Origin of the sequence: Halobellus sp. Atlit-38R (assembly GCF_003665925.1) — an archaeon.
Taxonomy (GTDB): Archaea; Halobacteriota; Halobacteria; order Halobacteriales; family Haloferacaceae; genus Haloquadratum; species Haloquadratum inordinatus.
Genome location: NZ_QXIJ01000003.1, coordinates 357,324 through 384,247, shown reverse-complemented (window position 1 = coordinate 384,247; position 26,924 = coordinate 357,324). Strand labels below are relative to the sequence as shown.

Here is a 26,924-nt window from a genome sequence, read left to right as displayed (position 1 = left end):
TACGCTGCCGAGACAGAGACTGAGTAGTGCGCCGTCGACGCCGGCGAGCCACTGCTGGACCCGACTCGTCGGTTCCGCCCCGGGAACCGCTCTGTTACTCACTGGCCGCTACCCCCGCCCGACGCTTTCGCCCGTCCCTCGATCTCGCGGGCGGCCTCGAGGATGTACTCGTCGTCGACGTGTTCGAGCAGCCGCTTGTGTCCGCGTTCGGTCCGCCGTTCGATCTCCGCTTCCGACACGTACGTCGCGACTCGGCGGTCGATCTCCTGCTCTCGGAGTTCGAGAAGTCGCCCTTCGGCCACGTCGTCGTCGCCGTCGACCTGCTCGTCGAACCACGCGTCCCACCGATCGCGGTCGGTCCACTCGCCGGTCAGCGTCGCTTCCTTCCGGCGCCAGTCCCAGTGCGATGCGATCGCCTCCGGGAACCCTCGCTCGCGCCGCACGTCGGCAAGAAGCGTCCGCGCGACGCGCGCGCCGCGACCGGCGGACATAATCGCCTGTGCTTCGGCGTCGCCCGCCGGCGAGGCCACGTACAGGCCGTCGATCGGCGTCGTCCCGTCCGGGTTCGGGTAGTCCCGATCGAAGTGTTCGCGTCGCTCGCCCTCGTGCTCGTGGACCGCGAACATCTCGTCGCTGCCGAGCGCGCGGAGGAAAGCGGCGTCGTACCGCGCCGCGGCTACGACACGCTCGGTCGTGACGGTGCGGTCGTCTTGGGTCCGCACGACGAACTCGCCGTCGCCGCTTCGAGCCACTGCTTCGACCGTGTCCGAGACGATCTCGCACCCGGCCGTCGCGGCGTGGTCGTGCATCAGGTCGTACATCGTCTCGATGTCGATCCCCGCCGGGAATCCGAGGTAGTTCTCCAGATACGCACACCGTCGCAGCGACGCGGGCCCGCGATCGAAGATGACCGCGTCCAGCCCGTACCGGGCGAGGAACACGCCCGCCGAACAGCCGGCGGGACCGCCACCCACGATGACGACGTCGGGGTCGGCGGCGAGCCCATCGCCGTCGGTCTCGTCCTCGCTCACGGGTCGAACTCTCCGTTGACGATGTCCGCGACGCGCTGGCGATCGAAGAGCTGTTCGGCACCGAAGACATCGGGGTACAGTCCCTGTGCGGCCTGCTCGAACTGGAAGAGGTTGAGTATCGGCCCCTGGTAGGTGAGGCCGCCGTAGAACACGCGGTCGTCTTGCACCGCCGTCAGTTGGCTTGCGACGTCGTGGTCCCGCAAGTGCGAGACGACGTTCTCCTCGAAGTACGCGTCGGTGATTTCGCCCTGGATCCGGACGGCGATGGCGTCCGGGTCGATTTCGAGCAGCGTCTCGTAATCGAGCGTTTCGCCGCCCGCTTGGGCGTCTGTGACGCCGTGCTTCGCGAGGGCGTCGCCGACCCGCAGATCGGTCCACTGCTTCGATTGCGTTCCCTCGCCGATCAGATACGGGTAGAACGACTCCGGCGGCACGTCCGCGGGATAGAGGACGGCGACGTCCGGCGTCGACGACGGCAGGCGCGACTGCACGTTCGTGCGGACCTCGTCGTGATAGCCCGCGAACGCCTCGTAGCGGTCCCGCGCCTGGAACAGTTCCGCGAGCTTCTCGAAGGCCTCGTACAGGGTGTAGTATCGGTAGTCGGCGTGCCAGTCGTAGACCCGTGTGAAACCGGTGTTCCCGACGATAGGAGCGACGTTGTCGCGGACCTCCGCGACGTCGGACCCGCTCCACCCGAGACGGTGTTGCATAAAGTTCGGATCGACGATATGGACGTCGGCGTCGAGTTCGTAGAACACTTCTTTGCCCGTTCCGTCCTGCCACAACTGCGTGAGTGCCTCCTTGTCGACGGAGACGCCAGGGAGCTCCTCGTAGTGGTGGGCGCCGAACCGTGCGCGGACGCCGATGGCGGTGAGACCGTCTCCCCGTCCGAGCGCGACTCCCATATCGGCGTAATCTCCCGTGTAGGCGACCCACGTCTCCGGTATGGAATCGAACGTTACCTCACCAACCGGCGCCATCTCGACGGTGTAGGGCTCAGTCTCCGACGTCCGCTCTGGCGACGCCGTTGTTCTGGTCGCTGTTCCGGCGGGCGTCTGCTCGGACTGGCCGCCGGTACAGCCCGCGAGCAGTCCGCCGCCGAGCACCGCGCTCCCGAATTTCAGGTACTCGCGCCGCGTCGGCGCCGCCCCTCCCGTGCCGTCGTTCTCCATACTCAGAAGTCCCCGTGAACGACGTCAGCGACGCGCTGTCTGTCGAACAACTCTTCGTCGACGTCGTAGAGCGTCCCCGCGAGCCGCTCGGTCACGAGGAGGTTCGTGATCGGCCCCTGATAGAGCGGCCCCGCGCGGTACACGTCGCCGTTCGAGACGGCGGTGAGCTCGCTCGCGATGTTGTGATTCTGCATAAACGCGACCACGGTCTCCTGGAACTCCGTCGCGGTCTTGGCCTCCTGTCCGCGGACCAGAAGCACCTCGGGGTCGACCTCCAGCAGCGTCTCGAAGTCGATGGACCCGCGGCTGCTGTGGAAGTCCTTGACCTCGGTGTTCGCGAGCGCGTCTTTCACCTTCAGGTCGTTGAGGTGCTTGAAGCTCGTCCCCTCGTCGATGACGTACGGGTAGAACTTCTCGGGCTGGTCGCCGCCGCCCCAGACGACGGCGCCCGAGGGGCGCTCGCTGCGACCCGGGACGACCGGCGCAAGGTTCGCCTGGAAGTCCTCGTGGATCTGTTCGAACGCCTCGTAGCGGTCCGTCCGCTGGAACACCTGCGCGAGTTTCTCGAAGGCCTCGTACAGGGTGTAGTACCGGTAGTCGTCGTGCCAGGTGTAGTTCCGCGAGAAGATGCTGTTGCCGAAGATCGGCCCGACCTGATTCCGCAGTTCGTCGACGTCGGTCTGCTCCCACGTTCCGCGGTTCAGGAGGAAGTTCGGGTCGAAGACGTGGACGTCCGCGTCCAGCGCGTGGAACTGCTCTTTGCCGACGCCGCCGTCACCCCACAGTTTTGTGATTCCGTCTTTGTCGACGCTGACGCCCGGGATCTCGTCGTAGTACTGGGTGTGATAGCGACTCGGGAGCCAGACGCCCTTCGGTGCTTCGAGCCCCAGCGCGATCCCCATATCGGCCCAGCTACCGTTGTTCGCGACCCACGTCTCGGGTACCGACTCGAACGTTACCTCACCGACGGGTACGATCTCGACGCTGTGGGATTCGATTCCCTCGGGCGTCGCCGTGGCGGATTCGGTCTCTGTAGCTGCCGCCTCTGGTGTCGCCGTGTCGGTCGTGTCTGATCCCGACCCCCCGCTGCACCCTGCGAGGAGACCTGCGGTAACGACGCCAGCACCGTACCGAAGATAGTCTCGTCGCGTTGCGTTCCCGTCCGTGTCTCTCGTCATATATTTTTAGGCTACCCTAATCCGTAAAACCACTTTCGAACTTTTGGCAGGCCTAAAAAGAGGGCTCTGTTGCCGACAGAATATCAGAAACAACTACAAATTTATTAAATCTTGTCTCAGCCGGAGCTATTTCTTTTAGAGGGTCTAATACCGCAAAAAAGAGGAGAATTTTTTGAGTAATAGTTATCGGCAACAAAATTAAAATTTATTATCTGGCACCCTCAGGACGCACGAAAGAATTATATTCGACAGTCTATATATCCTAAATAGAGAACATAGTCGTATATACTCATATGTTCGATTCGCCCGGGTTCGTCCGGGCAGTAGGTGACGACGATGCAGTTTGGCCCCGAGACCGTCCCGATCGACGCGAACGTCTTCAATCTCTTCGTCGCGGGAGCGCTCGGTATGCTGCTCGGCTTGGAGCGCGAGTGGTCGAACAAGTCCGCTGGCATCCGCACGTTCACTCTGACCAGTCTCGTCGGCGTCGCGGCCGCGACAATCGGGCAGACTGTCCTCCTGGCGCTCGGCGGACTGTTGGTCCTCACACAGGGGATGCTTCTCGGGCTCCGCGGCGTGTTGACCGACGTCCGTGAGGGGTCCGCAGAGGAGGAAAGCGGTCTCGCGTTGACGACGTCGACGTCGCTGCTCGTCGCGTACGTCGTCGGCGTTCTCGTCGGGAGCGACTACGTCCTCGTGGGCGTCGTCATCGCGATCACGTCGTCGTTCCTCCTGGTGTTGCGCCGGGAACTCCACCAGTTCGCGAAACAACTCTCACACCAGGAGGTCCGCGGGGCGGCCGAGTTCGCGATCATCGCGTTCGTCGTCTACCCGCTGCTCCCTTCGGGGACCTACGGGCCGTGGAACGCCATCGATCCGCAACTCATCTGGATGCTCGTCATCGCCGTCAGCGCCATCGGGTTCGCGAACTACGCGATTATGCAACGCTACGGCGGCCGTGGAATGCTCATCACGGGCTTTTTCGGCGGTCTCGTCAACTCGACAGCGGTCATCGGTGAGATCGCGAATCGGGCGAAAGCCAACCTCGGCGTCCTCGACTTAGCGGTGGCGACGATTCTCGTTGCCGACGCCGCGATGGCGATCCGAAACCTCATCATCGTCGTCGCGTTCGTCCCCCAATCGGCGTTCAGCGTCGGCCTCCCGCTCGGACTCATCGCCGTCGGCGGCGTCCTCCTGACCGGCTACGAACGGAACTGGCGCGGCGAGATGGATCTGGATCTCGATTCGCCGTTCAGCAGCGCGAACGCGCTGACGTTCGGCGTGCTGTTCTTGGTCGTGCTCGTGGTCACCGCGGGCGCACAGCAGATGTTCGGCACTGCGGGCTTCCTCGTCACGAGCTTTCTCAGCGGACTGCTTTCGAGTGGGACGACGACGACGACCGCGGTTTCGCTCACGAGCACGGGACAGATCGCCCCGGGCGTCGCTGCGCAGGGCGTCTTGGCCGGGACGCTGGCGAGCATCCTCGTGAAAGTGTGGCTCGCCGTCGGCATCAATCGAAAACTGCTCCGTCCTGTCACCGTTCGATCGGCCTACCTCTCGATGCTCGGATTGGTCGGCGTCCTCGCGGTGCAACTCCTGTGAGCGGTGGCTCGGATCAGTTGGCCCACGCCAGGTCACCACCTCAGGGGTCCAGCGGCTCGCTGTTCCGACCCCGATTCGAAAACGCGAGATGTCGAATTAGCGAACTTTACGGCGCAGATACGCCGACGTGACTTCGCTGAAGATGACGATCCCCAGGATCGCAAGCAGGATCGTCAGCACGCCCTGCCAGCGGAAGAAGTTGATCGACGTGTTGAGCTCGACCCCGATTCCTCCGGCCCCAACGAACCCGATGATCGTCGAGGCGCGGACGTTGATGTCCCAGCGGTAGGTGGCGACGCCGATGAACGCCGGCTTGATCTGCGGTGCGATGCCGTATATCGCCGCCTCGATCGAGTTCGCGCCCGTGGCCGTGATCGCCTCGACCTGCCCGGTGTCGATCTCCTCGATCGCCTCGGCGAGGAGTTTCGAACAGAAGCCGATCGACCGCACTGCGATAGCCAGCGTTCCAGCGAGCGCGCCGGATCCGAAGATGATCACGAAGACCAGCGCCCAGATGATCACGTTCACCGACCGGGACGCGGAGATGATGAACTTCCCGAGGACGAATCCGGGTCTGTTCGGCGTCGTGTTCTCCGCTCCCAGTAACGCGACTGGAATCGCCATCAGTAACGCCAGTCCGGTCCCGAGAATCGCGATGTGGACTGTCTCGATGAGGGGGCCGAGGACGTCGGTCGTGTACCCGACGTCCGGCGGATACATCCGATTCACGAGGTCCATAAACTCCACGGGGGCACTGCCGACGTAATTATAATTTATCTGTAAGAGTCGCCAGGAGATGGCCGCCGCGACGAGTGTGATCAGTATCAGGACGTATCGCACCAACCGCTGGCGCGGCGTGCGTCGCTCCCAGGTCTGATAGTCCGTCATTGTATCCGTCCCCTGATGTAGGTGCTGACGAACTCACCGACCATGACGATCGCGATGATCGCGAGCACGATGGTCAGGAAAAAGTCGTAGTCGTACTTGTCGAACGAGTTGAGGAGCGTCGAGCCGATGCCGCCGGCCCCGACGATGCCCACGATCGTACTGTGACGGATGTTGATGTCCCAGCGGTAGATCGTCAGGCCGACGACGCGCGGCATCACCTGCGGAACGACGCCGAACAGCATCGTCTGCGTCTGGTTCGCGCCGGTCGCTTCGACAGCCTCCATCTGTCCCGCGTCGATGTCTTCGATGTCTTCGGCGAGCAACTTCGCGAAGAACCCCACCGTCTTGTACGAGAGCGCGATCACGCCTGCGAGTGCGCCGATCCCGACCGCCTTGACGGCGATGATCGCGATGATGAGTTCGTGGAACGCTCGTGAGACGGTGATGATCCCGCGACCGACCCAGTACACCGGCTGGGGTGCGATGTTCTCGGCCGCCATAAACGCGACCGGGATCGAGAGGATGACGCCGATGATCGTCGCGACGACCGACATCGCGAGGCTTTCGATCAGTCCCTGGATCAGGAGGTCGGTCTTGAACGGCGTGAACTCCGGTGGGAACATCCCGCCGAGGAGTTCGGCGGCGGCGGTCCACCCCTGTGCGGCCCGGGCGGGAGAGATCCGCATATTCCAGGCGCTCCACAGCAGAAACGCGCCGATGACGACGTACACGGCCCACTTCACGTACCGGTTGTAGAACGCCGTCGGGCGCTGCCACGACCGCGTGTCAGATTGTTCTGTCGCCATCTTATCCTCGGCGCAGCGCGCCTTCTTGTGTGGCTGCGTCCTCTGCTGTTTCTTCGGCGGACGATCGTTTGGGGCCCGTCTCCTCGGGGATCTCCTCACCGCGGTAGATCTGCCCGCGAGCCGTCTCGTCGAGACCTTCGGGCGTGCCCTCGAAGACTTTCTTCCCGTTACGGAGCCCGACGATTCGATCGGCGTACTCTTCGGCCAGATTGACCTCGTGAATGTTTATTAACACCGGGATGTCGTCGTCGGCGGCGATTTCGGTGAGGAGTTCCATCACGGCGCGCGAGGTTTCGGGGTCGAGACTGCTCGTGGGCTCGTCGACGAGCAGGATCTTCGGGCGCTGCAGGATCGCCCGCGCGATGCCGACGCGCTGCCGTTGTCCACCGGACAGTTCGTCGGCGCGGTCGTCTTCGTGCCCTTCGAGACCGACTCGGTCTAATACCTCGTAGGCTCGTCCGACGTCGTCGCCGCCGAACTTTCGTCGAAACGCCTCCCATGTACTGACGTAGCCGAGGCGCCCCGAAAGCACGTTCTCCATCACGGTCAGCCGCTCGACGAGGTTGAACTCCTGGAAGATCATCCCCATATCGCGCCGCGCGTTGCGGAGTTTCTTCCCGGAGAGATCTGTCACCTCCAGTCCATCGAGTTCGACACTGCCTCCCGAGGGTTCGGTGAGGCGGTTGATACAGCGGATGAACGTACTCTTTCCGGCGCCGCTCGGTCCGATGACTGCGACTGTCTCGTTGCCCGTTACGTCGAGTGAGACGCCTTTGAGCGCCTCGTCGCCGGAGGAGTACGTCTTCTGTAGATCGGTTACTGAGAGCATATCTGGTGTCTTATGGTGAGTCTCACAACGGTGCGAAGAGCGAAACGACGGGAGATCGACTACTCGCCGATGTTGCCCGTCTCGTACTCGACTTCGAGCGATTCCTGGATCTGGAGGATGATGTCCCAGACCGTCGCGTAATCGATCTCGACCCACGTGCCACGCCCTTCGAACTCCTCGGCGATGGTGGTGTCTTCGTAGTCGTACTCGAGGAACGCCGCACGAACGCCCTCCTGGATGTCGGGGTGGAGCGTATGGACGTACGAGAAGGCAGTCGTCGGGAACGGCTCCGACGCCCAGATACACTTGATCGCGCTCGGATCGAGCTGATCGTCGGCCGCGACGCGGCCATAACAGGTCGAACAGACCGGGGCGGCGGGGTAATCTCCGTTCGCGACGCCGAGCGAACTCTGTTGGTGGCCGCCGGAGTATGCCACCTCGTAGTCCTCGCCGGGCACGACGCCCTGATTGGCGAATAGTGCTCGCGGGGCCAGGTTCCCCGAGTTCGAGGAGGGGTCAGCGTGTGCGATCGTCTTTCCTTCCAGGTCTTCGAGTTCGACGATCTCTCCGTTGTCCAGTTGGGTGATGAGCCAGAGCCGATAGCCGAACGAGCCGCCCTCGCCGCTGCCGTCGATCTGGACCGAGAACGGGACCGCGCCTGCAATGTTGACGGCGAACGGAACTGTCCCCGTCGAGAATCCTGCGAGGTGGAGCCGCTCCGATCGCATCGACTCGACCTGCGCCGCGTAGGAGTCGAGCGTCGCGTACTCGACGGTCTTTCCGGTCTCCGCTTCGATGTTGTTGAGGAGCGGTTCCAGCGTGTTCTCGTACACCGTCGGGTCTTCGGTGGGGACAAGCGAGAACTGCAGCGTGTCGGGGTCGAGCCACTCGCTCTCGTCCTCGGGTGTCGATGGAACCGGTTCGCCATAGCGCGGTTCCTCGCGCGGGTTCTCTCGCATCCGCTCGAGGTCCGTCATCGACCCGGTCTCGTACCCTGCTTCGAGCAGCGTACTCGTCAACTGCGGGAACTGCGGGTCTGTGGGATCGAACTCGGGGAACGTCGACGGATCTGTCGGATCGAGGCCCTCCTCACCGGCGGTGGTCTCCTCACTGCCACCACCAGTCGTGGTCGTACTCTCTCCGCTTTCGGTTTGCGTCTCAGTACCACTACTGCCGCCGCTGCATCCTGCGACGCTCGCGAGTGCAGCCGCACTGATCCCGCTGACGAACTTCCGTCGGTCTATTCGACGCATAATATCATAATTGATCGTGTTATTACTTAGGCTTTTGCAGGATCATATATCTATATCGCTTCTAAATATACATATGTGTAATTTTATATGGCTTATGAAATAAATTTGTGTAACTTATAAACGTTTGACTATCGGATCGCGTAATTGTCTGGACCCAATTCTGCGTGGCTCTAACTGTTTCTAGCCGCTATTTAGCTGTAGAATTAACAGTAAACCATCACGTTACTTCGGATGCTGTTTTGCACCACTGTCTCCGTGAGTCGCCTGCGACCCGCCCGTGAACAGTCACGGTACAGTTCTGTGCGGCGCGCCGGTCGCCGGTCCGGATTCGATGCGTCGTTCGCTGCCTCTTTGCCCCGAGTTAGTCGCTGCCCCTGCCGTGCAACTCGTGGTGATCGCCGTCCCTGTTCATCGACGCTCGCCACACCGTTGGCGGGCATCTATACGGACTTCCGAGAATCACTCTCACTCTGGTTTTCGGAGTCCGTCTCTCCGTCGCGGCAGCTGGCGGCGAGTTCGCAATCGTCGATCACGACGCCGTCGACCCCGCGCGCTCGCAGTTCGCGGAGGTCCGCTTCGTCCGCGGCCGTCCAAGCATTGACGCCGAAGCCGCGAGCGTGCGCGTCGCCAACGACGTCGGTTTCCAGACAGAGCCCAACGTGCGGGTGGACGTATTCACAGTCCAGTTCGGCCGCCGCATCGAGCGCCGCATCGGTATCGAAGTCGGGGGCGGCTTCCTCGTCCTCGTAAAGCAAGAGCGCGAGCGACGCTGCCCCGGCGTCGCGAGCGGCGGCGACCGCTGCCGGCCGGAACGAGGAGACGATCACTTCGTGGTCGTAGCGACTCGCGACCTCGACGGTCTCCGGGGCGACCCCCCTCCCTTTCAGTTCCAGATTCAGCCCGACGTCTGTGGGCACAGCCTCGAACGCCTCCGTCAACGTCGGGATCGACTCGCCGCTGCCGAGGATTGACACTTCTTTGAGATCCGCCAGCGGCGTCGATGCGACCTCGCCGGTGCCGTCGGTCACCCGATCGAGCGTCTCGTCGTGGAAGATCACGAGTTCGCCGGACCCACACCGCTGGACGTCGGTTTCGATCATATCGACGACCGATGCCGAGCGCCGGAACGCCCGGAGCGTGTTCTCGGGGTACTGCGTCAGACAGCCGCGGTGCGCGATCGGCCGCACGCTACCTCCGCCCCTGTTGACACGGTTTCGACCCGCTCACGGCTCTGGCTGAGTGGGTACTGCGTCGGACGAGGCGTGCCCGCGCGGGGAGGAGTGATAGATGGCCTCGCCCGTCCCGTCGAACACGTGCAGGCGCTCTTCGTCGACGCCGAGTTCGAGTCTGTCGCCCGGGTCGATCGAACTCCGCGCGGCCGCCTTCACGTGGATCTCGTCGTCGCCGACCTGACAGTGGATGAGCAGCGACTCTCCGAGCGGTTCGGTGACGGTGACCTCCGCCTCGAACGTCGGGACGTCGCCGGGGACGTTCCTCGCGAGCGAGATGTCCTCCGGCCGTATCCCGAAGAACGCCGATTTCGGTTGGGCCGTGAACGAGTCGGCGTTCGGGAGCGGAAGCTCGAACTGCTCGTGACGCACACTGACGTCGGTGTCGTCTGAAACGAGTTCGACGGGCAGGATGTTCATCGCCGGGCTTCCGATGAACTCCGCGACGAACCGCGTCGCCGGATAGTCGTAGAGCAACTGCGGGGGATCGACCTGTTCGATCTCGCCGTCGTTCAGGACCGCGACCCGATCGCCGAGCGTCATCGCCTCGGTCTGGTCGTGCGTCACGTACAGCGTCGTCGCGTCGAGTTCCCGGTGCAGTTGCAGGAGTTCGGCCCGCATCTGCACCCGGAGCTTCGCGTCGAGGTTGCTCAGCGGTTCGTCCAGCAGGAATACGTCAGGCTCGCGGACGATCGCGCGGCCGATGGCGACGCGCTGGCGTTCGCCGCCGGACAGTTCACTGGGCCGCCGGCCGAGCAGTTCCTCGATGTCGAGAATCTCGGCGGCTTCGCGGACGCGCTCGTCGATCTCCGCGCTGGTGTAGTCGCTGACGGACTTCATTCCGAACTTCATATTCTCTGCGCCCGTCATATGCGGATACAGCGCGTAGTTCTGGAACACCATTGCGATGCTGCGCTCTTTCGGCTCCAGATCGTTGACCCGCCGGTCGCCGATGTGGAGGTCGCCGCTCGTGATGTCTTCCAGTCCTGCGATCATTCGCAGCGTCGTCGACTTCCCACAGCCCGATGGGCCGACGAGCACGAGGAACTCTCCGTTCTCGACTTCGAGGTCGATGTCGTCGACTGCCGTTACGTCGTCGAACCGTTTCGTGAGTCCGGTAATAGTTATATCAGACATTGTGAATCACTTCTGTTGAATTGCCAGCGTCTTGAGCAGCGGTCGGTGCAGCACGATGAGCACGGCCAGCGGCGGAAGCAGCGCTAGCACGGCGCCGGCCATAATGAGTCCCCACCGGGTGAGCCCCGACTGCGACGCCGCCTGCAGGAAGCGCAGCCCGACCTGCACGACCTGCTTGCTCTGGTCGCTGATGATGATGAGCGGCCAGAGGTACTGATTCCACGCGTAGATGAACGTGATCACCGAGACGCCCGCAATCATCCCCTTGGACATCGGGATCAGCACCTCCCAGAGGAACCGCAACGGGCCGACGCCGTCGAGGTGCGCGTTCTCGACCAGCGAGGCGGGAATCGACATAAAGTGCTGTCTGAACAGGAAGACGGCCGTCGCACTCGCGATGTACGGGCCGGTGATGGCCATCAGCGTGTTCCCCCACCCCAGCCGTGCCATCAGGTCGAAAAGCGGCACGATGCGGACCGGGACCGGCAGCAAGAGCGTGAGCAGAATGAACATAAACACCGCGCGCTCGTAGGGGAACCGGTAGTAGACGAGCGCCAGCGCGGCGAACAGCGACAGCGTCACCTTGCCGACGACGATGATCACCGACATCACGACCGAGTTGATCATATACTCGCCGAAGCCGTACTGGTTCAGCGCGGTCTGGTAGTTCGAGAGCCCTTCGCTCCCCACTCCGATATTAGTGATCTGGTAGACCTCCGTCGTGTTTTGCGTGCTCATAACGAGCGCCAAGAGCAGCGGCAGTCCCATCAGGAAAATCGACAGGAGTAGTCCGCCGTGGACGATCACCTGTTCGGTCTCGACACCCTCCGGTAGCAGGCGTCCGAAGACGGATTTCGAAGACGGACCAGTCTGTGTCGCCATCTATTGTACCTCCCGCATCTCGACAGTGGGTATTGGATCTTTGCCTCGCATATTATCCTCCGTAGTGCGCGTAGCTCTCGGAGAGACGCAGTTGGACGTACATCAGTATCGCCACGATGGCGAACAGGACGACCGACTCGGCCGACGCCAGCCCGAGGCTACTGAACTCGAACGCGTCGCGGTAGAGTTTGAAGATCAGCAGATTCGTCGCGCCGCTCGGACCACCGCTGGTCATCAGATCGACGAGCGGGAACGTCGAGAAGAACGCGTAGATCGTGTCCATCACGACCAAGAAGACGAGCGTCGGCGACATCAGCGGGATGTAGACCCGGTACAACATCTTCAGGTGACCGACGCCGTCGATCTCGGCGGATTCGGTCAGCGTCTCGGGGATGTTGTTGAGGGCCGCGACCATGAAGATGATGTTGTACCCCAACTGCTTCCAGATGGCGACGACGGCGACGACGGCGAACGCCTGTGGCCCGTTCGTGAACCAGTCAAGTGAGGTCCCGGTGAGTTGTTCCAGGTAGTAGGTGATGATCCCCAGCGAGGGATGAAGCAGGAACAGGAGCACCGACGCGGCGACGGCTGTCGGCAGGGCGTAGGGCCAGATGGCTGCGATCAGGTACGTCGACGAGCCGACGTCGACCTCGAACAAGAGATACGAGACGAAAAGCGAGACGGCGAGCGTCCCGACGACGACGACGGCCGCGAACGCGACGGAGATCGCGAAACTCGAATGGTACTCTGAAGACGTTGCGAGCGTGACGTAGTTCTCTAGCCCGACGAAGACCTTCTGACTCCCCAGCAGAATCGTCTGTGAGAGGCTCAGTCGGAAGGTCTCCAACCCGGGATAGTAGAGAAACGCGATTAGGACGATGAACGTCGGTAAGAGCAGCAGAAACGCCTGCCACTTCGATTCGTACGGTTCCGTGAATTCTGACATAGTCTCGATGCGAAGGGGGTGATTATGAACTTATGCGGGCGTTCGTTCGAACGACTCGATTATGCAACGCGGTCGTTGTAGCTCTGCAGGGTTTCGTCGACGTCGCTTTTCATCTGTGAGAGCCCGTCGCTGACGTTCGTGTTGCCCTGAATCATACTGACGTACCCCTCCTCGATGATGGTACGGACTTCTGGGAATGGACCCATCAGCGCCCCGCTCGTCGCGGGCGTGCTCTCGGTCTCGTTGAGCTGATCGATCGCGGTTCTGAACGCCGGGTTCTCCTCGTAGAAGCCGTCGTCCTCCAACTGCGTGATGGCTTCTTTCCGGACCGGGAAGTACCCCGTTCCGCGGTGCCATCGCGCTTGCTGTTCCGGCTGCGTCATGAACAGTAGCAGTTCGGCGGCCGCCTGCTGTTGTGCGTCCGAGAGGCCTCGCGGGACCCACAGCGACGCGCCACCGATCGGCAGACCAGTCCGTTCGCCGTTCGGTGCGGGCAGGTACGCCGTATCGAGTTCGAAGCCGTTGTCCGATGCGCCCTGCTGCATCGGAGCGATGCTCGACGTCGAGTAGATGATCATCCCGGTCTTCTGCGTCAGGAACGCCTGCTGTGCTTCGCCCCACGCTTCGATACCGGGGTTCAGGTACTGATCCTGTTCGTAGAGGTCCGTCCACCACTCGAAGATGTTCTGTGCGGCGTCGGTGTCGAGGTTCGACTCGGTCGCGCGTCCCGCGCGCCCGTTCTCGTTGTTCACGAGCGTGGTGTTTTGCTGTGCCATCCACCCTTCGACGAACCACGAGTGGTTCGGGAAGGTCATTCCCTGATCGACGACGCCCTCGCTCGTCAGCGTGTTACTGGCCTCGGTGATGCCCTGATACGTCTGTGGCGGATCGTCCGGGTCCAGACCGGCCTCCTCGAAGGCGTCCCGGTTGTACATCATAATCGCGTTGCTTGAGTTAAACGGCATCGAGTTTAACTTCCCATCCACGCGATAGAAGTCCAGCACTGGATCGAGGAAGTTGTCGAAGTTGATCCGGTCGCTCGGGATGATGTCTTCGACGGGCACGAACGCCTGACTGTCGATCGCCAACTGCGTCCCGATCTCGAAGATCTGTGAGAGCGCCGGCGGATTTCCGGAACTCACCGCCGACGTCGTGGCGTTGAGGTTGTCGCGGTAACTGTTGCGCGAGGTCGTCTCGACGGTGATCCCGTCGCTCTGCTCTTCGAAACTGTTCGTGATGTCGTCGATACGCTGAGCGAGGTCGCCGCCCATCGCGTGCCAGAACTGAATCGTGACCGACTGGTCACCACTGGAACCCACCGTCGTGCCGGTCGAGTCGTCGCCGCCTGAACCGCCGCTCTCGGTGGTTTCTCCACCGCCGCTGTTTCCGCCCTGACTGGAACAGCCCGCGAGTCCCGCAACTGTCGCCGCACCTGCTCCTTTGAGAAACGTCCGTCTGGATTTGATTGGCTTCATTTGCACTCGGATGGAAATTACATTTTACCCACATAATTCTTTGGTATGTTCTATATATATCACTCTGTTTCCCGCAGTTACGCCGAGAGAGACCCGCAGTCAACCGCGATTCTCTACGAAAATCACCCCATTCTGCAATTGATTTATTACCACCTTCTGCGTACTCGCCCCCAATCCGTGCGAATATAGAGCACAGTACCAAACAATAGCTGCTGGACGGCTTCGGGTTCCGGGTAGCCGGCTCGATTACCGGGACGGACGCGACCGCTCTGCGAGCGCTGCTTCCAGCGAGCGGGCCGTCTCTTCGAGGGCTCGCGGGAGGTGCTCCTCCAAGACGGCGCCGTCGATGCGGTACGTCGGTCCGGCGACGCTGAGCGCGCCGGCGACGGTCCCGTCGGGGCCGCAAACCGCCTTTCCGAGGCTTCGCATCCCCTCGGTGTATCCCTGATCGTTGACGGCGTATCCGTCCTCACGGATTCGTTCGAGCGCCTCGAACAGCGTCGCTCGATCAGTGATGGTGTGTTCGGTTCGTCTCGGGAGCCCACGTCGATCGAGGATCCGCTCGACCCGTTCTTCCGAATACTCGGCGAGAATCGCGAGCCCGGCGGCCGTCGAATGCATCCCGTAACTGTCCCCGACGCGAGCTCGGTAAGATGCTGACGAGTCGGTATCGACCGAATCGTCGTACTTTACCCAGGGGTGATACGACTCGACGAGAGTGGTCACACGACCACCGTCCTCGACGACGAAGTCGACCTCTTCTTGGGTTCGTTCGGTCAGCTCCGTTACTGCTTCTGTCGCTTCCTCGAAGCCCGGCCAGTGGTGCCTGACGTGCTCGCCGTACGTGAGGAGCCCCAGTCCGATCCGATAGGCGTTGCCGTCCCGTCTGAGGAATCCGTTCTGTTCGAGCGTCACGAGGTGCTTGTAAGCCGTGCTCTTCGCGAGTCCCACCGCGTCGGCAATCTCCGTTAACCGCGCGCTGTCCCGTCGTCTGACTACATTAAGAATCTCGATCGACGTCTGCGTCGTCTGAACGGTCGGGCGCGCGTCGTCGTTCATACCGTTTAGTCAACGGAGGTATATATAAAAGTTCGCTCAAAACGAACATCAAACTTCTATGGCTCGTCAGACGCCACCCGGATGCGTTTTACGCTCGCCCCTGCTCTGCTATACGGGCTGGATTTGTTTATATACAATCTATTCGCTGTAACGTAGACGGTATTTATACTTATATAGACACTTTCCCAACGAGCATTGTTCGAACAAACGAAACCTCGTTCTACGGGGGGCCTCTGATCCGACCCGTTGACCCGTCCTCGCGTGCTTCACCATCGAGGTGTGATTCGACGGTTCGGGGGACTATGGTAGCATTTGCGAGTCTTCACTCACCGATTACACAGCGTCGTGCGATCTGTTGGGTACTCAGTTGCGAACGCTACTCTACTGTCCCCTATTCCGAACGGGTCCCTAACATACGTACGTATGTTATGATTCTCTCGTATCGAACGTGCGATCCGCAACTGCTAGGCGCGCATCAAGTCGGCGACCGAACTGCTGTGGGCCGAAAACCCTCGCCTTCTCGGAGGTCGATGGCTCTGCTACAATCCAGATAGAAGCAAATTTGTACATTCTGTTCTCATTTTGTCGTATGACAGATTCAGAATCTGTGAACAACGATGTAATCAACGTCTCTATGGAACTATCTGGACCGTACGAAGACGTTATGGAGAAATTGGGATCGAAAACGGACTCTGATGATTCCATCGAACCGCTTCTCGGAGACGTCAGACGGGTCCTCGAAACGGTCGAGCGGATGCAGGCCGGGACGCGGAGTACGATCGCCGCCGAACTCCCTGCAGAGATGACGGTCGATTACGACGCCGAGTCGCTCGTCGATCTTCTGCAAGTGCTCAAGCACTACGGGCTGCTGGAACTCGACGGAAACACGTGGAAAATCCCCGACGAGACGGATTCGTAACCGTCCGCGGTAGCATTTCCTGGTTTCACGCGCTCGCACGACGCGTGCGATCGGCTGTATGCTCACTCTCAAATGCTACTATATTTGTACGGACCCGACGATTTTTGCTCGACTGCGACAAGCCTCTTCTATGCCCCAGAACACTTCGGATACCCTCGCTTCGCTCCTGGAGAGCGTGATCGAAGACACGGACGGCGCAGACGTTCACTTCAAACTCCGGACGGCCCTGCAGCTCCTCGACGTCGTTCGCGTACGGAACGAGCGAATCAGCGAGACCTTGTCCGATGTCGACCTCGACGACGACCTCGAAGAGCGGCTTCGAGAGTTGGGTTACGTCGAGTGACTCGTCTGACTCCGACAGACTCCACACTTCACTAATTTAAACTCTGTCAGTGTTTTATTGGACCCACGCAGGAACGTTTGCGCGTCAAGGTCTTCTCTTCGCCGACTCACGCGTCGGCAGGCAGTTTACCGTCGCATAAACGACCGTGTTCCGTCGACGGCGGAGATACTGAGCGCAAACGGGACGTTAGTGGCGACAACGGGTGTGGCTGCCGGTCACGCTCGGCTGAAGTATGATGGAGAACGTCGAGCGGGCAATCGCGGACTCGACGATGGCTCGATACGCCCCGTTCACACGTAAATTCCACAGGACGGACCCGACAGGGATTCATAGGGATCATCGTAACTGTTCGGAGAGTCTCGCCGTATCGTCCGGCGAGAAATCTATCGAGACTTCCGACAATCCCTATCAGTACGAGGCGAGACAGATCTCGTTCACACGCAAACTCCACAAAACGGACCCGACGGGATTCCCACGAGCGAAGCGAGTGGGAAGTCGTCGGGGGAGTGAGGCCGAAGGCCGAACGGACCCGACGGGATTTGAACCCGCGACATCCTGGTCCGGAACCAGGGACTCTGTCCACTGAGCTACGGGCCCTCGAAATTGGATAGACTGGCCGGTGGTTTAACCGTTGTGAACAGGTCTGTGACGTCGAATCAAAAACGCGGCCGTCTCAGGGGGCTTCGCCAGTCTCGATCGAGAACTCAGCACGCGGGTACGCGACGCACGTGAGTGTGTACCCCTCGTCGAGTTCGGCGTCGTCGAGCATCTGTTGGTCGTCGTGGACGACGTAGTCCTCGGAGTTGCCGCCGGAGGTAATCTGGCCGGCACAGGAGACACACTGGCCCTGACGGCAGGCGTACGGCATATCCCAGCCTTCGTCTTCGCCGGCCTCGAGAACTGTCTCGTTGTTCGCGACCTCGATGGTCTCGCCCTGCTTGACGTACTCGACGTCGAAGTACTCGATTTCGTCTTCGGGAATGTCGGCAGGACTCGATTCCTCGGCTTCCCCGCTCTCTTCGAGTTCGGCCCCTTCCTCGCCGCCGGTGACAGCCCCTGCGGGGGCGGCACCGCCGCCGATGGACCGGTTCATCGGTTCGGGGAAGTCCGTCTCCGAAACGGTGCTCGCCCGCTGTTCGAGCACCTCCTGGGTGATGTCCGCGGTGGGCGTCCATCCGGTGCCGCGAGCGTAGTGCAGCGCCACCGCGAGGAGCGCCAGGGCCACCCCGGTGCCCAGCCCCACGAGGTTGATTTCGACCATATCGCCGGCTACGGAGTCGGGGGTTAAGGAAATTGTGATTGCCGCGCCGTGGTCGTCAGCGACGAACGAACCCGACGGACAGGGCGTTCACCTCCGTCGTGCTAGTCGCGCCGCTTCACTTCGTGGCGGCCGAACCCGTACCGCAGCCGATTGGCGAGCCGCCGGGCGAACCGACCGTCGTCCGCGCGACTCCCGAATCGCTCTGCGAGCGCCTGATAGATGAGCGGAACCGGGACCTCCTGTTCGAGCGCTTCCTGTACCGTCCACGTCCCGGTCGAACCGCCGGCGACGTGGTCAGCAACGTCGCCCAGGTCGCTGCCCTCCTCGCGGAACGCCTCCTCGCAGAGTTCGAGCAGCCACGAGCGGATGACCGCGCCGTTGTTCCAGGTGCGCGCGACCGACTCCAGATCGAGGTCGTAGCGACCGTTCGCGAGCAACTCGAAGCCTTCGCCGTACGTCTGCATCAGTGCGTACTCGACGCCGTTGTGGACCATCTTCACGTAGTGGCCCGAACCGCTCGGCCCCATCCGGTCGTGGCCGTCGGGGCCGGTCGCGACGGCGTCGAAGACGGGCGTCATCGCCTCGTAGGCCCACTCGGGGCCGCCGATCATCAGCGAGAAGCCGAGTTCGGCTCCCGCCGGACCGCCGGAGGTCCCACAGTCGAGGTACGCCGCGTCGGTCGAGTCCCCTCTGCGGACGGATGCCTCGAAGTGTGAGTTGCCGCCGTCGACGACGACGTCGTCTGCGCCGAGGTGCGGTTCGAGTTCTTCGAGCGTCGCATCGACGGCCTCGCCCGCCGGCACCATCAGCCAGATCCGTTTCTCTGCGCCGAGTCGGTCGGTGAGGTCGTCGAGGTCCTCCGCGGGCGTCGCCCCCGCGTCGGCGGCGGTCGCCACCGCCTCCGCGTCGAGGTCGAACGCCACCACGTCGTGGCCCGCCTCCAGCACGCGGTCGACGACGATCTGTCCCATCCGGCCGAGTCCGATAACGCCCAGTTGCATACGACCGATTCCGCCGCCGGAGGTGGTAGTGATTGTGGTTTAGAGCCGTTCGTCGAGCGCCTCAGCGAGTCGCGGGCCGGCGTCGTCGTCGACGCGGAAGAACAGTTCCGGTTCGATCAGTTCGACTTCGAGAAGATGAAAGTCGGTGTCGACGCCAGCGCCGGGTTCGGCCTGATCCAGACGACCCGACTCACCGCGTTCGATGCCGTCGACGCGGGCGTACAGGGGTCGTTCGCCGTCCATCTCTGCCGTCACTGCGTCGACGACGTCGTTGGCCTGCGCGCGGAGCGACTCGCTCGGACTCTCGACTGCGACGCTGCCGCCGTGATCCTCCTGTACGCGGAAGTCGCCCGCCTTCGGACGCTTGACGACGGCGTGACTGAACGCGCCGTCGAAGAACACGAGCGACCACTCGCCCGCCGTAATGCCGCCGGCGAACTGCTGGACGAGAACATCTCGCTCCGCCAGTAGGTCGTCGAACCAGACTTGCTCGTCTGCGGCGTCCCCACGGGCGATCCGTCTCGTCTCGAATGCGCCCGCACTGACGGCGGGCTTGACGACCACCTCGTCCCATTCGCGGTCGTCGACGATGGTCGATAGTTCGACGTCGCGACCGCGTTCGACGTACGCCGTCGGGAGCGTCGAGACGCCGCGCTCTTCGAGGTCGCGGAGGTAGAATTTGTGCTGATTCCACCGCAACGTCTCGGGGTGATTCCACACCGGACACGAGGCCGCTTCCAGGCGGTCGATCCACGCCGCGAACTCCTCGGGGTGGCGGTAGTAGTCCCAGATCGATCGGACGAGCACGGCGTCGAACCGATCCCACGCGACCGAGTCGTCGGACCAGACGACCGGATCGACGGTCACGTCGCGGTCGCGGAGGGCAGAAACGAAGGAGGCGTCGTCGTCGACGAGCGACGGAAGTTCCTCGCAGGTGGCAAGTGCGATCGTGGTCACGCCCGGGATTCCCTCCCGCCGGGCGATAAGCGTTTTTCACCGCGCCGCCCGAGGACCGAGTATGGACGAACGCATCCGCGACCACGCGGAGATCTTGGTCGACTGGAGTGCTCAGATCGAACCGGGCGACGACGTCGTCGTCAGCGTCGCCGAGGGCGCACACGACCTCGCAGTCGCCGTCGCCGAGGTGCTCGGAGAACGCGGCGCGAACGTCGTCACCACGTACGCGTCAGAAGAGGTTTCTCGCGCGTACCTCCGCGCGCACGCGCGCGACTTCGACGAAGCGCCGGCACACGAACTCGCACTCTACGAGAACGCCGACTCGGTCCTCGCTCTCGGCGGCGGTCGCAACACGTTCGCGACGGCCGACGTCGACGGCGAGACCCGACAGGCTGCCGCCCGCGCGAACCAGCGAGTTCGGGAGGCCCGCCTCGCGACCGACTGGGTCTCGACGGTCCACCCGACCCGCTCGCTCGCCCAGCAGGCCGGGATGTCGTATGAGGCCTACCAGGACTTCGTCTACGAGGCGATCCTCCGCGACTGGGAGTCCCTGGCCGCGGAGATGAGCCGCGTGAAGGACGTTCTCGACGCCGGCAGCGAAGTGCGGCTGGTGTCCGGCGACACCGACCTGACGATGTCGATCGCGGGTCGGAACGCGGTGAACTCTGCGGCCTCTGTCGCTTACGACTCGCACAATCTCCCCTCCGGAGAGGTCTTCACGGCTCCCTACGACACCGAAGGCGAGGTCCGCTTCGACGTCCCGATGACCATCTCCGGGGCACGCGTCCGCGACGTCTGGCTCCGGTTCGAAGACGGCGAGGTCGTCGACTTCAGCGCCGCCGCTGGAGAGGACACCATTGCCGACCTCCTCGATACCGACGCCGGTGCGCGTCGACTCGGCGAACTCGGCATCGGGATGAACCGCGGCATCGACCGCGTCACCGACAACATCCTCTTCGACGAGAAGATGGGCGACACCGTCCACCTCGCGCTCGGGCGCGCGTACGGCGCCTGCGTTCCCGCGGGCGAATCCGGCAACGACTCGGCCATCCACACCGATCTCATCACCGACGTTAGCGAAAACTCCCGGCTGGAGGTCGACGGCGACGTGATCCAGCGGAACGGGCGATTCTACTGGGAGGACGGCTTCGAGGCCGAGTCCGAGACGTAGACTGTCAGCGCCGACAGAACACCGACCGGCACAGGGGCGTGAGCCGCCCCGTACGGCGTTCGCCCGAGAGTCGCTTTCGACGTACTTTTTATCGGCGGCCGTCTCGTCTCCCCTATGGCTGAATTCAAGGTCGTCGTCTCCGACGAGACCGGACACACCCAGCAGTTCGAGGTCGACGGACAGGACGCGAACCGATTCCTCGGTCGCGAACTCGGCGACGAGGTCGACGGCGGTGCCGTCGGTCTCGACGGACTCACCCTCGAACTCACCGGTGGCTCCGACGAGGCTGGCCGCCCGATGCGCGAAAACGTCGCCGGATCGAACCTGAAAGAGCTGCTCCTGGAAGGCGGCGTCGGTTACAAGCCCTCCCGCGACGGCGAGCGCAAGCGCATCACCGTCCGCGGTCGGCAGGTCTCCGAAGAGACGGCGCAGGTCAACGCCTCCGTCGTCGACGGCGCAATCGAAGACGTCCTCGGCGGCGACGAGGAAGACGAAGAAGCCGGCGACGAAGCCGACGAAGAGTAAGCGACCGTGTCCGAGCGCGTCCCGAGCGACCACCCCTCGGTGACGAGCCTTCACGCGACGCTCGCCCGCAGCGGCGGCACCAGACGCCCCTGTCTTCGCCTCCCCGACGGCGCCGCCGCCGAGGAGGGCGACGTCGTCAGACTGTTACTCGACGGTATCACGACGTACGGGCGAGTCGTTTCCGACTCGACTGGGCTGCTCGTTCGCGGGTCCTACGACAACGAACGGCTGGCCCGCGAGCCACGCGAAGGCGAGAACCGCTTGGTCGAGTGGTGTGACGAACACGACCGCGGCCCCGAGGACGCGGTCGAGCTTGACGAACTCGATCCGGGCTTCTGCTATGGGCTCCGCGAACCCGGCGACCGACTCGTCTACGACGTCCCCGCGCGCCCGAACGAGTCGCTTCAGGACATCGCCTCCTCGCTCCGCGAGTAACGCGTTCGGGTTCTCCCGGCTTCGCTTCTGCTCTGTCCCCCAATTTCCCCGCGTGAGTAAGCCTTACCACCACTCCGCTGTTTCTCCAGGTATGAGTCAGGTTCCCGAACGGAGCGAAATCGACACCGAGGACAAGTGGGACCTCGCGAGCATCTACGAGGACGACGAGGCCTGGCAGGCCGCCTACGAGTCCGTCAGCGACCGCGTCGACGACCTCCGGGCGTACGAGGGCCGCGCGATCGAGAGTCCCGAAACGCTGCTCGAACTGCTGGAACTCCGCGAGGAGCTCCTTCGAGAAGTCTCGAAAGTGAGCAGCTACGCGAGCCTCCGGAGTGCCGAAGACACCCGAAACCAGGAGTATCAGGCGCTCCAGGCGAAAGCCGAGTCCCTCTCGTCGTCGGCGCAGTCGGCAGCGAGTTTCCTCGAACCCGAACTTCAGGAACTCGACGAGAGCGACGTGGAGTCGTTCATCGACGCCGAGCCCGAGCTCGCGGAGTACGAGCACTACTTCGACGACGTCCTGCGGATGAAGCCCCACACCCGGTCGGCGGAGGTCGAAGAACTGCTCGCCGAGTTGGGCGAAGTCGCGGGCGCGTCCTCGGACATCTACGGGATGCTCTCGAACGCCGATATGACGTTCCCGACCGTCGAGCGTCCCGACGGCGAGGACGTCGAGATCACGCAGGGGAACTTCACGAAACTCCAGAAACACCCCGACCGTGCGTTCCGCCGGGAGGTATACGAACAGTTCTACGACGAGTGGGCCGACGTCCGCAACGCCGTCGGCACCTCGCTGAAGAACAGCGTCAAGAAGGACGTGAAGTACGCCCGCGCACGCAACTACGAGACCGCGCGCGAGGCCGCACTCGACGGCCCCAACGTCCCGGTCGAGGTGTACGACAACCTCGTCGAGACCGTCCGGGAAAACCTCGACAGTCTCCACCGCCACGGCGAACTGAAGCGTGAGGCGCTGGGCGTCGACGACCTCCGGATGTGGGACCTGTATATGTCGATGACGGGTGACGAAGGGCCCGAGATTCCCTACGAGCAGGCGACCGAGTACATCGTCGACGCGCTCGAACCGCTCGGCGAGGAGTATCAAGAACGGGTCGAAGAAGGCTTGGAGTCGCGCTGGGTCGACGTCTACGAGAACCGCGGCAAGCGCTCGGGCGCCTTTTCGGCCGGCACCTACGACACCCAGCCGTTCATCCTGATGAACTACCAGGACGACATCGCCTCGATGTTCACGCTGGCGCACGAACTCGGACACTCGCTGCACTCCGAACTCGCGAAAGACCAGCAACCCTGGCAGTACGCCGACTACACGATCTTCGTCGCGGAGGTCGCCTCGACGGTCAACGAGACGCTTCTGACGCAGCACCTCCTCGAGACTGTCGACGACGACGAACTCCGGATGCACGTCCTCGACGAGTACCTCGAACGCTTCCGCTCGACGCTGTACCGCCAGACGATGTTCGCAGATTTCGAACTCCAGATCCACGAGGTCGCCGAGGCCGAGGGCGCGCTCACGCCCGACCGCTTCGACGAGACGTACCGCGACCTCAAAGCGGAGTTCTACGACCCGGCCGAACTCGACGACCGGATCGCCCGCGAGTGGATGCGCATTCCGCACTTCTACTACAACTACTACGTCTATCAGTACGCGACCGGCATTTCGGCCGCCGTCGCGATCGTCGAGCGCATCCTCGAAGAGGGCGAGGACGCCGCCGCGGCGTACCGCGAGGCGCTGGCGCTCGGCGGCGCCGAATACCCGATGGACGTCCTCGACACCGCCGGGGTCGATATGACCTCGCCGGAACCGATCGAATCCGCGCTCTCGGTGTACGACGACTACCTCGATCAGATGGCCGACCTGCTCTAAGCCGCGGTTTCGGAGGCGGCGGCGTCAGCCCCAAGCGGTAAGCCACACCACGTCTTCGACCCGATATGGACGCGAATCGAGAGGCGCGAGCGATCGCCGCCTCGCTCCCGTTCGATCAGTTTTCGTCGGGACTCGACGGGTCGCTCGTCACGCCGACGGACGATGCCTACGGGGCGGCGCGCCGCGTCTGGAACGGGATGGTGAACGAATACCCCGCGGCCATCGCGTACTGCGAGAGCACTGCCGACGTGCGAGCGAGCGTCGCGTTCGCTCGCGAGCACGACGTGGACCTCACGGTCCGAAGCGGCGGACACAGCGTCTCGGGTGCGTCGGTCGCGTCCGGGGCGCTCGTCGTCGACTGCTCCCGAATGGAGTGGGTGCGCGTCGATCCCGACGGTCGGACGGCGCGCGTCGGCCCGGGAGCGACCTGGGGGACGGTCGACCGCGCGACTCAGTCGTTCGGCCTCGCGACGCCCGGCGGGGTCTTCTCGGACACCGGCGTCGCCGGCCTCACGCTCGGCGGCGGAACGGGCTATCTCTCGCCGAAACACGGTTTCACGGCCGACAACCTCCGGTCGGTCGACGTCGTCACCGGCGAGGGCGAGCGCGTGACGGCGGGTCCGGACCAACACTCGGACCTGTTCTGGGCGGCCCGTGGTGGGGGGACTCCGGGCGTCGTTACCGCGTTCGAGTTCGACCTCCACCCGCTGGATCACGACGTGCTCTACTTCGAGTCGTGGCTGCCGGTCGACGCCGCATCCGACGCGCTCCGAGCGTACCGCGAGTACCAAGGTGACGCACCCGACGAGGCCTGCGTCTCGCCGTACTTCGCCGCCGTCCCGGCGACGGCGGACTTTCCAGCCGACCGGCACGGCGAGTTCGCTTTCGTTCTCTCGGGGGTCTACGCGGGCGATCCTGTCGCCGGACGCGACGAGTTCGCACCGTTCATCGACCGAGCGGACGCGTTCGCGGCGTCGACCGACACGATGGCGTACACCGACCTCCAGACGATGATGGACCACGACTTCCCCGACGGCCGTCACTACTTCTGGAAGTCGGTGCCGCTCCCGGAACTCGGCGACGACGCGATCGATCTCTTCGCCGACGCAGCGACGAACGCACCCTCGGATCTTTCGACGGTCGTCGTCTGGCCGATGCACGGCGCGGTCGAACGCCTCCCCGACGAGACGAGTCCGGTGGTCGGCCGCGACGCGGCGGTCGTCGTGAACGTCGAAGCCGCCTGGGACGATCCGATGGCGACGCCGGAGAACGTCCAGTGGGTGCGCGAGACCTGTCGAGAGTTCCGCGCTCTCGACTCCACGCCGGGCACGCTCCCGAACTTCGCCGGCGGGAGCGCCCCCGACGCTGCCGACGTGTACGCGACGCACGCCGACCGACTCCGCCGGGTGCGCGAGCGATACGACCCTGCGGGTGTCTTCCGATACGAGCGCGAGTGACGCTGTAGCGCGGTAGCAGACAGTATAAGTGAATCGACCCCTAACCGTGGGATATGAACCATCGGACACTGGGCGATTCCGACGTCGAAGTGAGCGAAGTCGGCTTCGGCGCGTGGGTCGTCGGCACCGACTGGTGGGGCGACCGGACGCGATCGGACGCGATCGAGATGATCCACCACGCCATCGACGAGGGCATCACGTACTTCGACACCGGCGACGTGTACGGCCACGGCGAAAGCGAAGAAGTCCTCGGTGAGGCGCTCGCCGACTACCGCGAGGAGGTCACCGTCGCCACGAAAGTCGGCTACGACTTCTACAACAACCCCCAGGCTGGACACGGCGAACTCCCGAAGGAGATGTCCGGCGAGTGGGTCCGCTCGGCGACCGAAAAGAGCCTCGACCGGCTCGATATGGAATACGTCGACGTTCTGCAACTCCACAACGCGAACGTCGAGGAGGTCGACGCCGACGTTCTCGAAGCGCTCGATGAACTCCGCGAAGAGGGGCTCGTCCGCTCGATCGGCTGGGCGCTCGGCCCCTCGATCGGCTGGCTCGCCGAGGGCGATATGGCGATCGAAGAGGAGTTCGACTCCCTGCAACTCGTCTGGAACCTCTTCGAGCAGGAGGTCGGCAACCACTTCCTCGACACGATCGAGAAGACCGGCTCCTCGACCAGCCTCATCCCGCGCGTGCCGCACTCCTCGGGCCTCCTGAACGAGCAGGTGACGCCCGAGACCGGTCACGACCTCGACGACCACCGCGGCTTCCGCCCCGACGCGTGGTACGAGACGGGCTGGGAGAAAGTCGACGCGCTGCGCTTCCTCGAACGCGACGGCGAGCGCACGATGGGACAGGCCGCCATCGCCTACCTCCTCACCTACGACGAGGTCGCGTCGGTGACGCCGACGTTCCACACGAAAGAAGACATCTCCGAGTGGGCCGCCGCTTCCGAGGTGCCAAAACTCTCCGACGAGGAGATGGCGCGCGTCGCCGACCTCTATGCGGACAACTTCGGCGTCGACCGCGACGACGGGATGGACGAACTCCGCTCGTCGGTCGGCGGCGAGGACATCCGTGCCGCCGGGATCGACAAGCGCGCGACGAGCGGACCGCGAAACTCCGCGTCCTCGGACTGATCCCCACCCCTCGCCGTGACCGACCGAAAAACAGCGTTTCTCGTGCTGACCGCGGTCGCACACGTCGTATTGACTCTCTGGGTCCGGCGTGATGCGCGCGAACGCGACGTCGACCCGTCGCCGTGGGATGCCCTGACGCTCCTGACGGGTGTCGGCGGCGTCCTCGGATACCGGCGGCGGCGCTGACTGACCGGCCGTACCGCCGGATTCACCGCTCGCGACCGTCTGTCGTCGACGAGCGGGCGAAGTAACGGCCGAACCCCCTCGTTTCGCTTCGAAACCGGGTGACTGCGGTGTGTCATACGCTGCAGTCGCAGGAACTCGTGGAGTGGAAGCGGCCCTCTGTGAGT

At 63.3% G+C, this 26,924-nt stretch carries 26 protein-coding genes and 1 tRNA gene; 10 read left to right on the top strand and 17 right to left on the bottom strand.

What is annotated here, in order from left to right; genetic code table 11:
• Positions 1–98: 98 nt before the first annotated feature.
• From D3D02_RS06555 to D3D02_RS06545, 3 genes are read right to left on the bottom strand one after another with little or no spacing between them, the layout of a single operon-like run.
• Positions 99–1,031: an NAD(P)/FAD-dependent oxidoreductase gene (locus D3D02_RS06555; RefSeq protein WP_121569168.1), complete on the bottom strand. Its 933-nt coding sequence runs from the start codon at positions 1,029–1,031 to the stop codon at positions 99–101.
• Entirely contained in the window at positions 1,028–2,203 is a 1,176-nt protein-coding gene (locus D3D02_RS06550; protein WP_121569167.1) for an ABC transporter substrate-binding protein, read from the bottom strand. Before D3D02_RS06550 ends, D3D02_RS06555 begins: the two co-directional genes overlap by 4 nt.
• Positions 2,204–2,205: 2 nt before the next feature.
• Positions 2,206–3,381, bottom strand: a complete 1,176-nt coding sequence (locus D3D02_RS06545) for an ABC transporter substrate-binding protein (protein ID WP_121569166.1) — start codon at positions 3,379–3,381, stop codon at positions 2,206–2,208.
• Positions 3,382–3,717: 336 nt separating this feature from the next.
• Between D3D02_RS06545 and D3D02_RS06540 the strand changes: the two genes are divergently transcribed.
• Positions 3,718–4,983, top strand: a complete 1,266-nt coding sequence (locus tag D3D02_RS06540) for a DUF4010 domain-containing protein (RefSeq protein ID WP_121569165.1) — start codon at positions 3,718–3,720, stop codon at positions 4,981–4,983.
• Positions 4,984–5,079: 96 nt separating this feature from the next.
• On the opposite strand, the gene phnE (D3D02_RS06535) is transcribed toward D3D02_RS06540, so the two are convergent.
• The 10 genes from phnE (D3D02_RS06535) to D3D02_RS06490 all read right to left on the bottom strand — a co-directional run bounded on the left by phnE (D3D02_RS06535) (position 5,080) and on the right by D3D02_RS06490 (position 15,487).
• Positions 5,080–5,871, bottom strand: a complete 792-nt coding sequence (gene phnE, locus D3D02_RS06535; RefSeq protein ID WP_121569164.1) for a phosphonate ABC transporter, permease protein PhnE — start codon at positions 5,869–5,871, stop codon at positions 5,080–5,082.
• Entirely contained in the window at positions 5,868–6,677 is an 810-nt protein-coding gene (gene phnE, locus D3D02_RS06530; protein WP_121569163.1) for a phosphonate ABC transporter, permease protein PhnE, read from the bottom strand. Before phnE (D3D02_RS06530) ends, phnE (D3D02_RS06535) begins: the two co-directional genes overlap by 4 nt.
• A 1-nt stretch (position 6,678) precedes the next feature.
• Positions 6,679–7,506, bottom strand: coding sequence for a phosphonate ABC transporter ATP-binding protein (gene phnC, locus D3D02_RS06525; RefSeq protein WP_121569162.1), 828 nt, complete (start codon positions 7,504–7,506; stop codon positions 6,679–6,681).
• Positions 7,507–7,565: 59 nt separating this feature from the next.
• The gene (gene phnD, locus D3D02_RS06520) at positions 7,566–8,759 is read right to left on the bottom strand and encodes a phosphate/phosphite/phosphonate ABC transporter substrate-binding protein (protein WP_121569161.1); all 1,194 of its coding nucleotides are present in this window, start codon (positions 8,757–8,759) and stop codon (positions 7,566–7,568) included.
• A 440-nt stretch (positions 8,760–9,199) separates the two neighbouring features.
• Positions 9,200–9,946: a glycerophosphodiester phosphodiesterase gene (locus D3D02_RS06515; protein WP_121569160.1), complete on the bottom strand. Its 747-nt coding sequence runs from the start codon at positions 9,944–9,946 to the stop codon at positions 9,200–9,202.
• Between the two features lie 36 nt (positions 9,947–9,982).
• Positions 9,983–11,125, bottom strand: a complete 1,143-nt coding sequence (locus D3D02_RS06510) for an ABC transporter ATP-binding protein (protein WP_121569159.1) — start codon at positions 11,123–11,125, stop codon at positions 9,983–9,985.
• A gap of 6 nt (positions 11,126–11,131) precedes the next feature.
• On the bottom strand, positions 11,132–12,007 hold the full coding sequence (locus tag D3D02_RS06505; RefSeq protein WP_121569158.1) for a carbohydrate ABC transporter permease: 876 nt from the start codon (positions 12,005–12,007) through the stop codon (positions 11,132–11,134).
• A gap of 52 nt (positions 12,008–12,059) precedes the next feature.
• Entirely contained in the window at positions 12,060–12,953 is an 894-nt protein-coding gene (locus tag D3D02_RS06500; protein ID WP_121569157.1) for a carbohydrate ABC transporter permease, read from the bottom strand.
• A gap of 59 nt (positions 12,954–13,012) precedes the next feature.
• Positions 13,013–14,428: an ABC transporter substrate-binding protein gene (locus D3D02_RS06495; RefSeq protein ID WP_121569156.1), complete on the bottom strand. Its 1,416-nt coding sequence runs from the start codon at positions 14,426–14,428 to the stop codon at positions 13,013–13,015.
• 246 nt (positions 14,429–14,674) lie between these two features.
• A complete protein-coding gene (locus tag D3D02_RS06490) occupies positions 14,675–15,487 on the bottom strand; it encodes an IclR family transcriptional regulator (protein WP_121569155.1) in 813 nt (270 codons plus the stop codon).
• Between the two features lie 589 nt (positions 15,488–16,076).
• On the opposite strand from D3D02_RS06490, the gene D3D02_RS06485 reads away from it, so the two are divergent.
• Positions 16,077–16,406, top strand: a complete 330-nt coding sequence (locus D3D02_RS06485; RefSeq protein WP_121569154.1) for a hypothetical protein — start codon at positions 16,077–16,079, stop codon at positions 16,404–16,406.
• 130 nt (positions 16,407–16,536) lie between these two features.
• Positions 16,537–16,749 (top strand): hypothetical protein, encoded by a 213-nt coding sequence (locus D3D02_RS06480; RefSeq protein WP_121569153.1) that lies wholly within the window; start codon positions 16,537–16,539, stop codon positions 16,747–16,749.
• Between the two features lie 524 nt (positions 16,750–17,273).
• Here the strand turns inward: D3D02_RS06480 and D3D02_RS06475 are convergent.
• The 4 genes from D3D02_RS06475 to D3D02_RS06460 all read right to left on the bottom strand — a co-directional run bounded on the left by D3D02_RS06475 (position 17,274) and on the right by D3D02_RS06460 (position 19,968).
• Positions 17,274–17,346 (bottom strand) — tRNA-Arg (locus tag D3D02_RS06475).
• Positions 17,347–17,422: 76 nt separating this feature from the next.
• Entirely contained in the window at positions 17,423–18,010 is a 588-nt protein-coding gene (locus D3D02_RS06470) for a 2Fe-2S iron-sulfur cluster-binding protein (RefSeq protein WP_121569152.1), read from the bottom strand.
• Positions 18,011–18,111: 101 nt separating this feature from the next.
• Positions 18,112–19,011, bottom strand: coding sequence for a phosphogluconate dehydrogenase (NAD(+)-dependent, decarboxylating) (gene gnd, locus D3D02_RS06465; RefSeq protein ID WP_121569151.1), 900 nt, complete (start codon positions 19,009–19,011; stop codon positions 18,112–18,114).
• A gap of 39 nt (positions 19,012–19,050) precedes the next feature.
• Positions 19,051–19,968, bottom strand: coding sequence for a RimK family alpha-L-glutamate ligase (locus D3D02_RS06460; protein ID WP_121569150.1), 918 nt, complete (start codon positions 19,966–19,968; stop codon positions 19,051–19,053).
• Positions 19,969–20,029: 61 nt separating this feature from the next.
• Here D3D02_RS06460 and D3D02_RS06455 point away from each other — a divergent pair, with 61 nt between their 5' ends.
• From D3D02_RS06455 to D3D02_RS20870, 7 genes are all read left to right on the top strand, one after another.
• Entirely contained in the window at positions 20,030–21,139 is a 1,110-nt protein-coding gene (locus tag D3D02_RS06455; RefSeq protein ID WP_121569149.1) for an aminopeptidase, read from the top strand.
• 114 nt (positions 21,140–21,253) lie between these two features.
• Entirely contained in the window at positions 21,254–21,664 is a 411-nt protein-coding gene (locus D3D02_RS06450) for a 30S ribosomal protein S6e (protein ID WP_121569148.1), read from the top strand.
• A gap of 6 nt (positions 21,665–21,670) precedes the next feature.
• Entirely contained in the window at positions 21,671–22,099 is a 429-nt protein-coding gene (locus D3D02_RS06445) for a hypothetical protein (protein WP_121569147.1), read from the top strand.
• 91 nt (positions 22,100–22,190) lie between these two features.
• A complete protein-coding gene (gene pepF, locus D3D02_RS06440) occupies positions 22,191–23,981 on the top strand; it encodes an oligoendopeptidase F (protein ID WP_121569146.1) in 1,791 nt (596 codons plus the stop codon).
• A 65-nt stretch (positions 23,982–24,046) separates the two neighbouring features.
• The gene (locus D3D02_RS06435) at positions 24,047–25,438 is read left to right on the top strand and encodes an FAD-binding oxidoreductase (RefSeq protein WP_121569145.1); all 1,392 of its coding nucleotides are present in this window, start codon (positions 24,047–24,049) and stop codon (positions 25,436–25,438) included.
• Positions 25,439–25,491: 53 nt separating this feature from the next.
• Entirely contained in the window at positions 25,492–26,574 is a 1,083-nt protein-coding gene (locus tag D3D02_RS06430) for an aldo/keto reductase (protein WP_121569144.1), read from the top strand.
• A gap of 15 nt (positions 26,575–26,589) precedes the next feature.
• A complete protein-coding gene (locus D3D02_RS20870) occupies positions 26,590–26,760 on the top strand; it encodes a hypothetical protein (RefSeq protein ID WP_199723025.1) in 171 nt (56 codons plus the stop codon).
• Positions 26,761–26,924 lie beyond the last annotated feature (164 nt).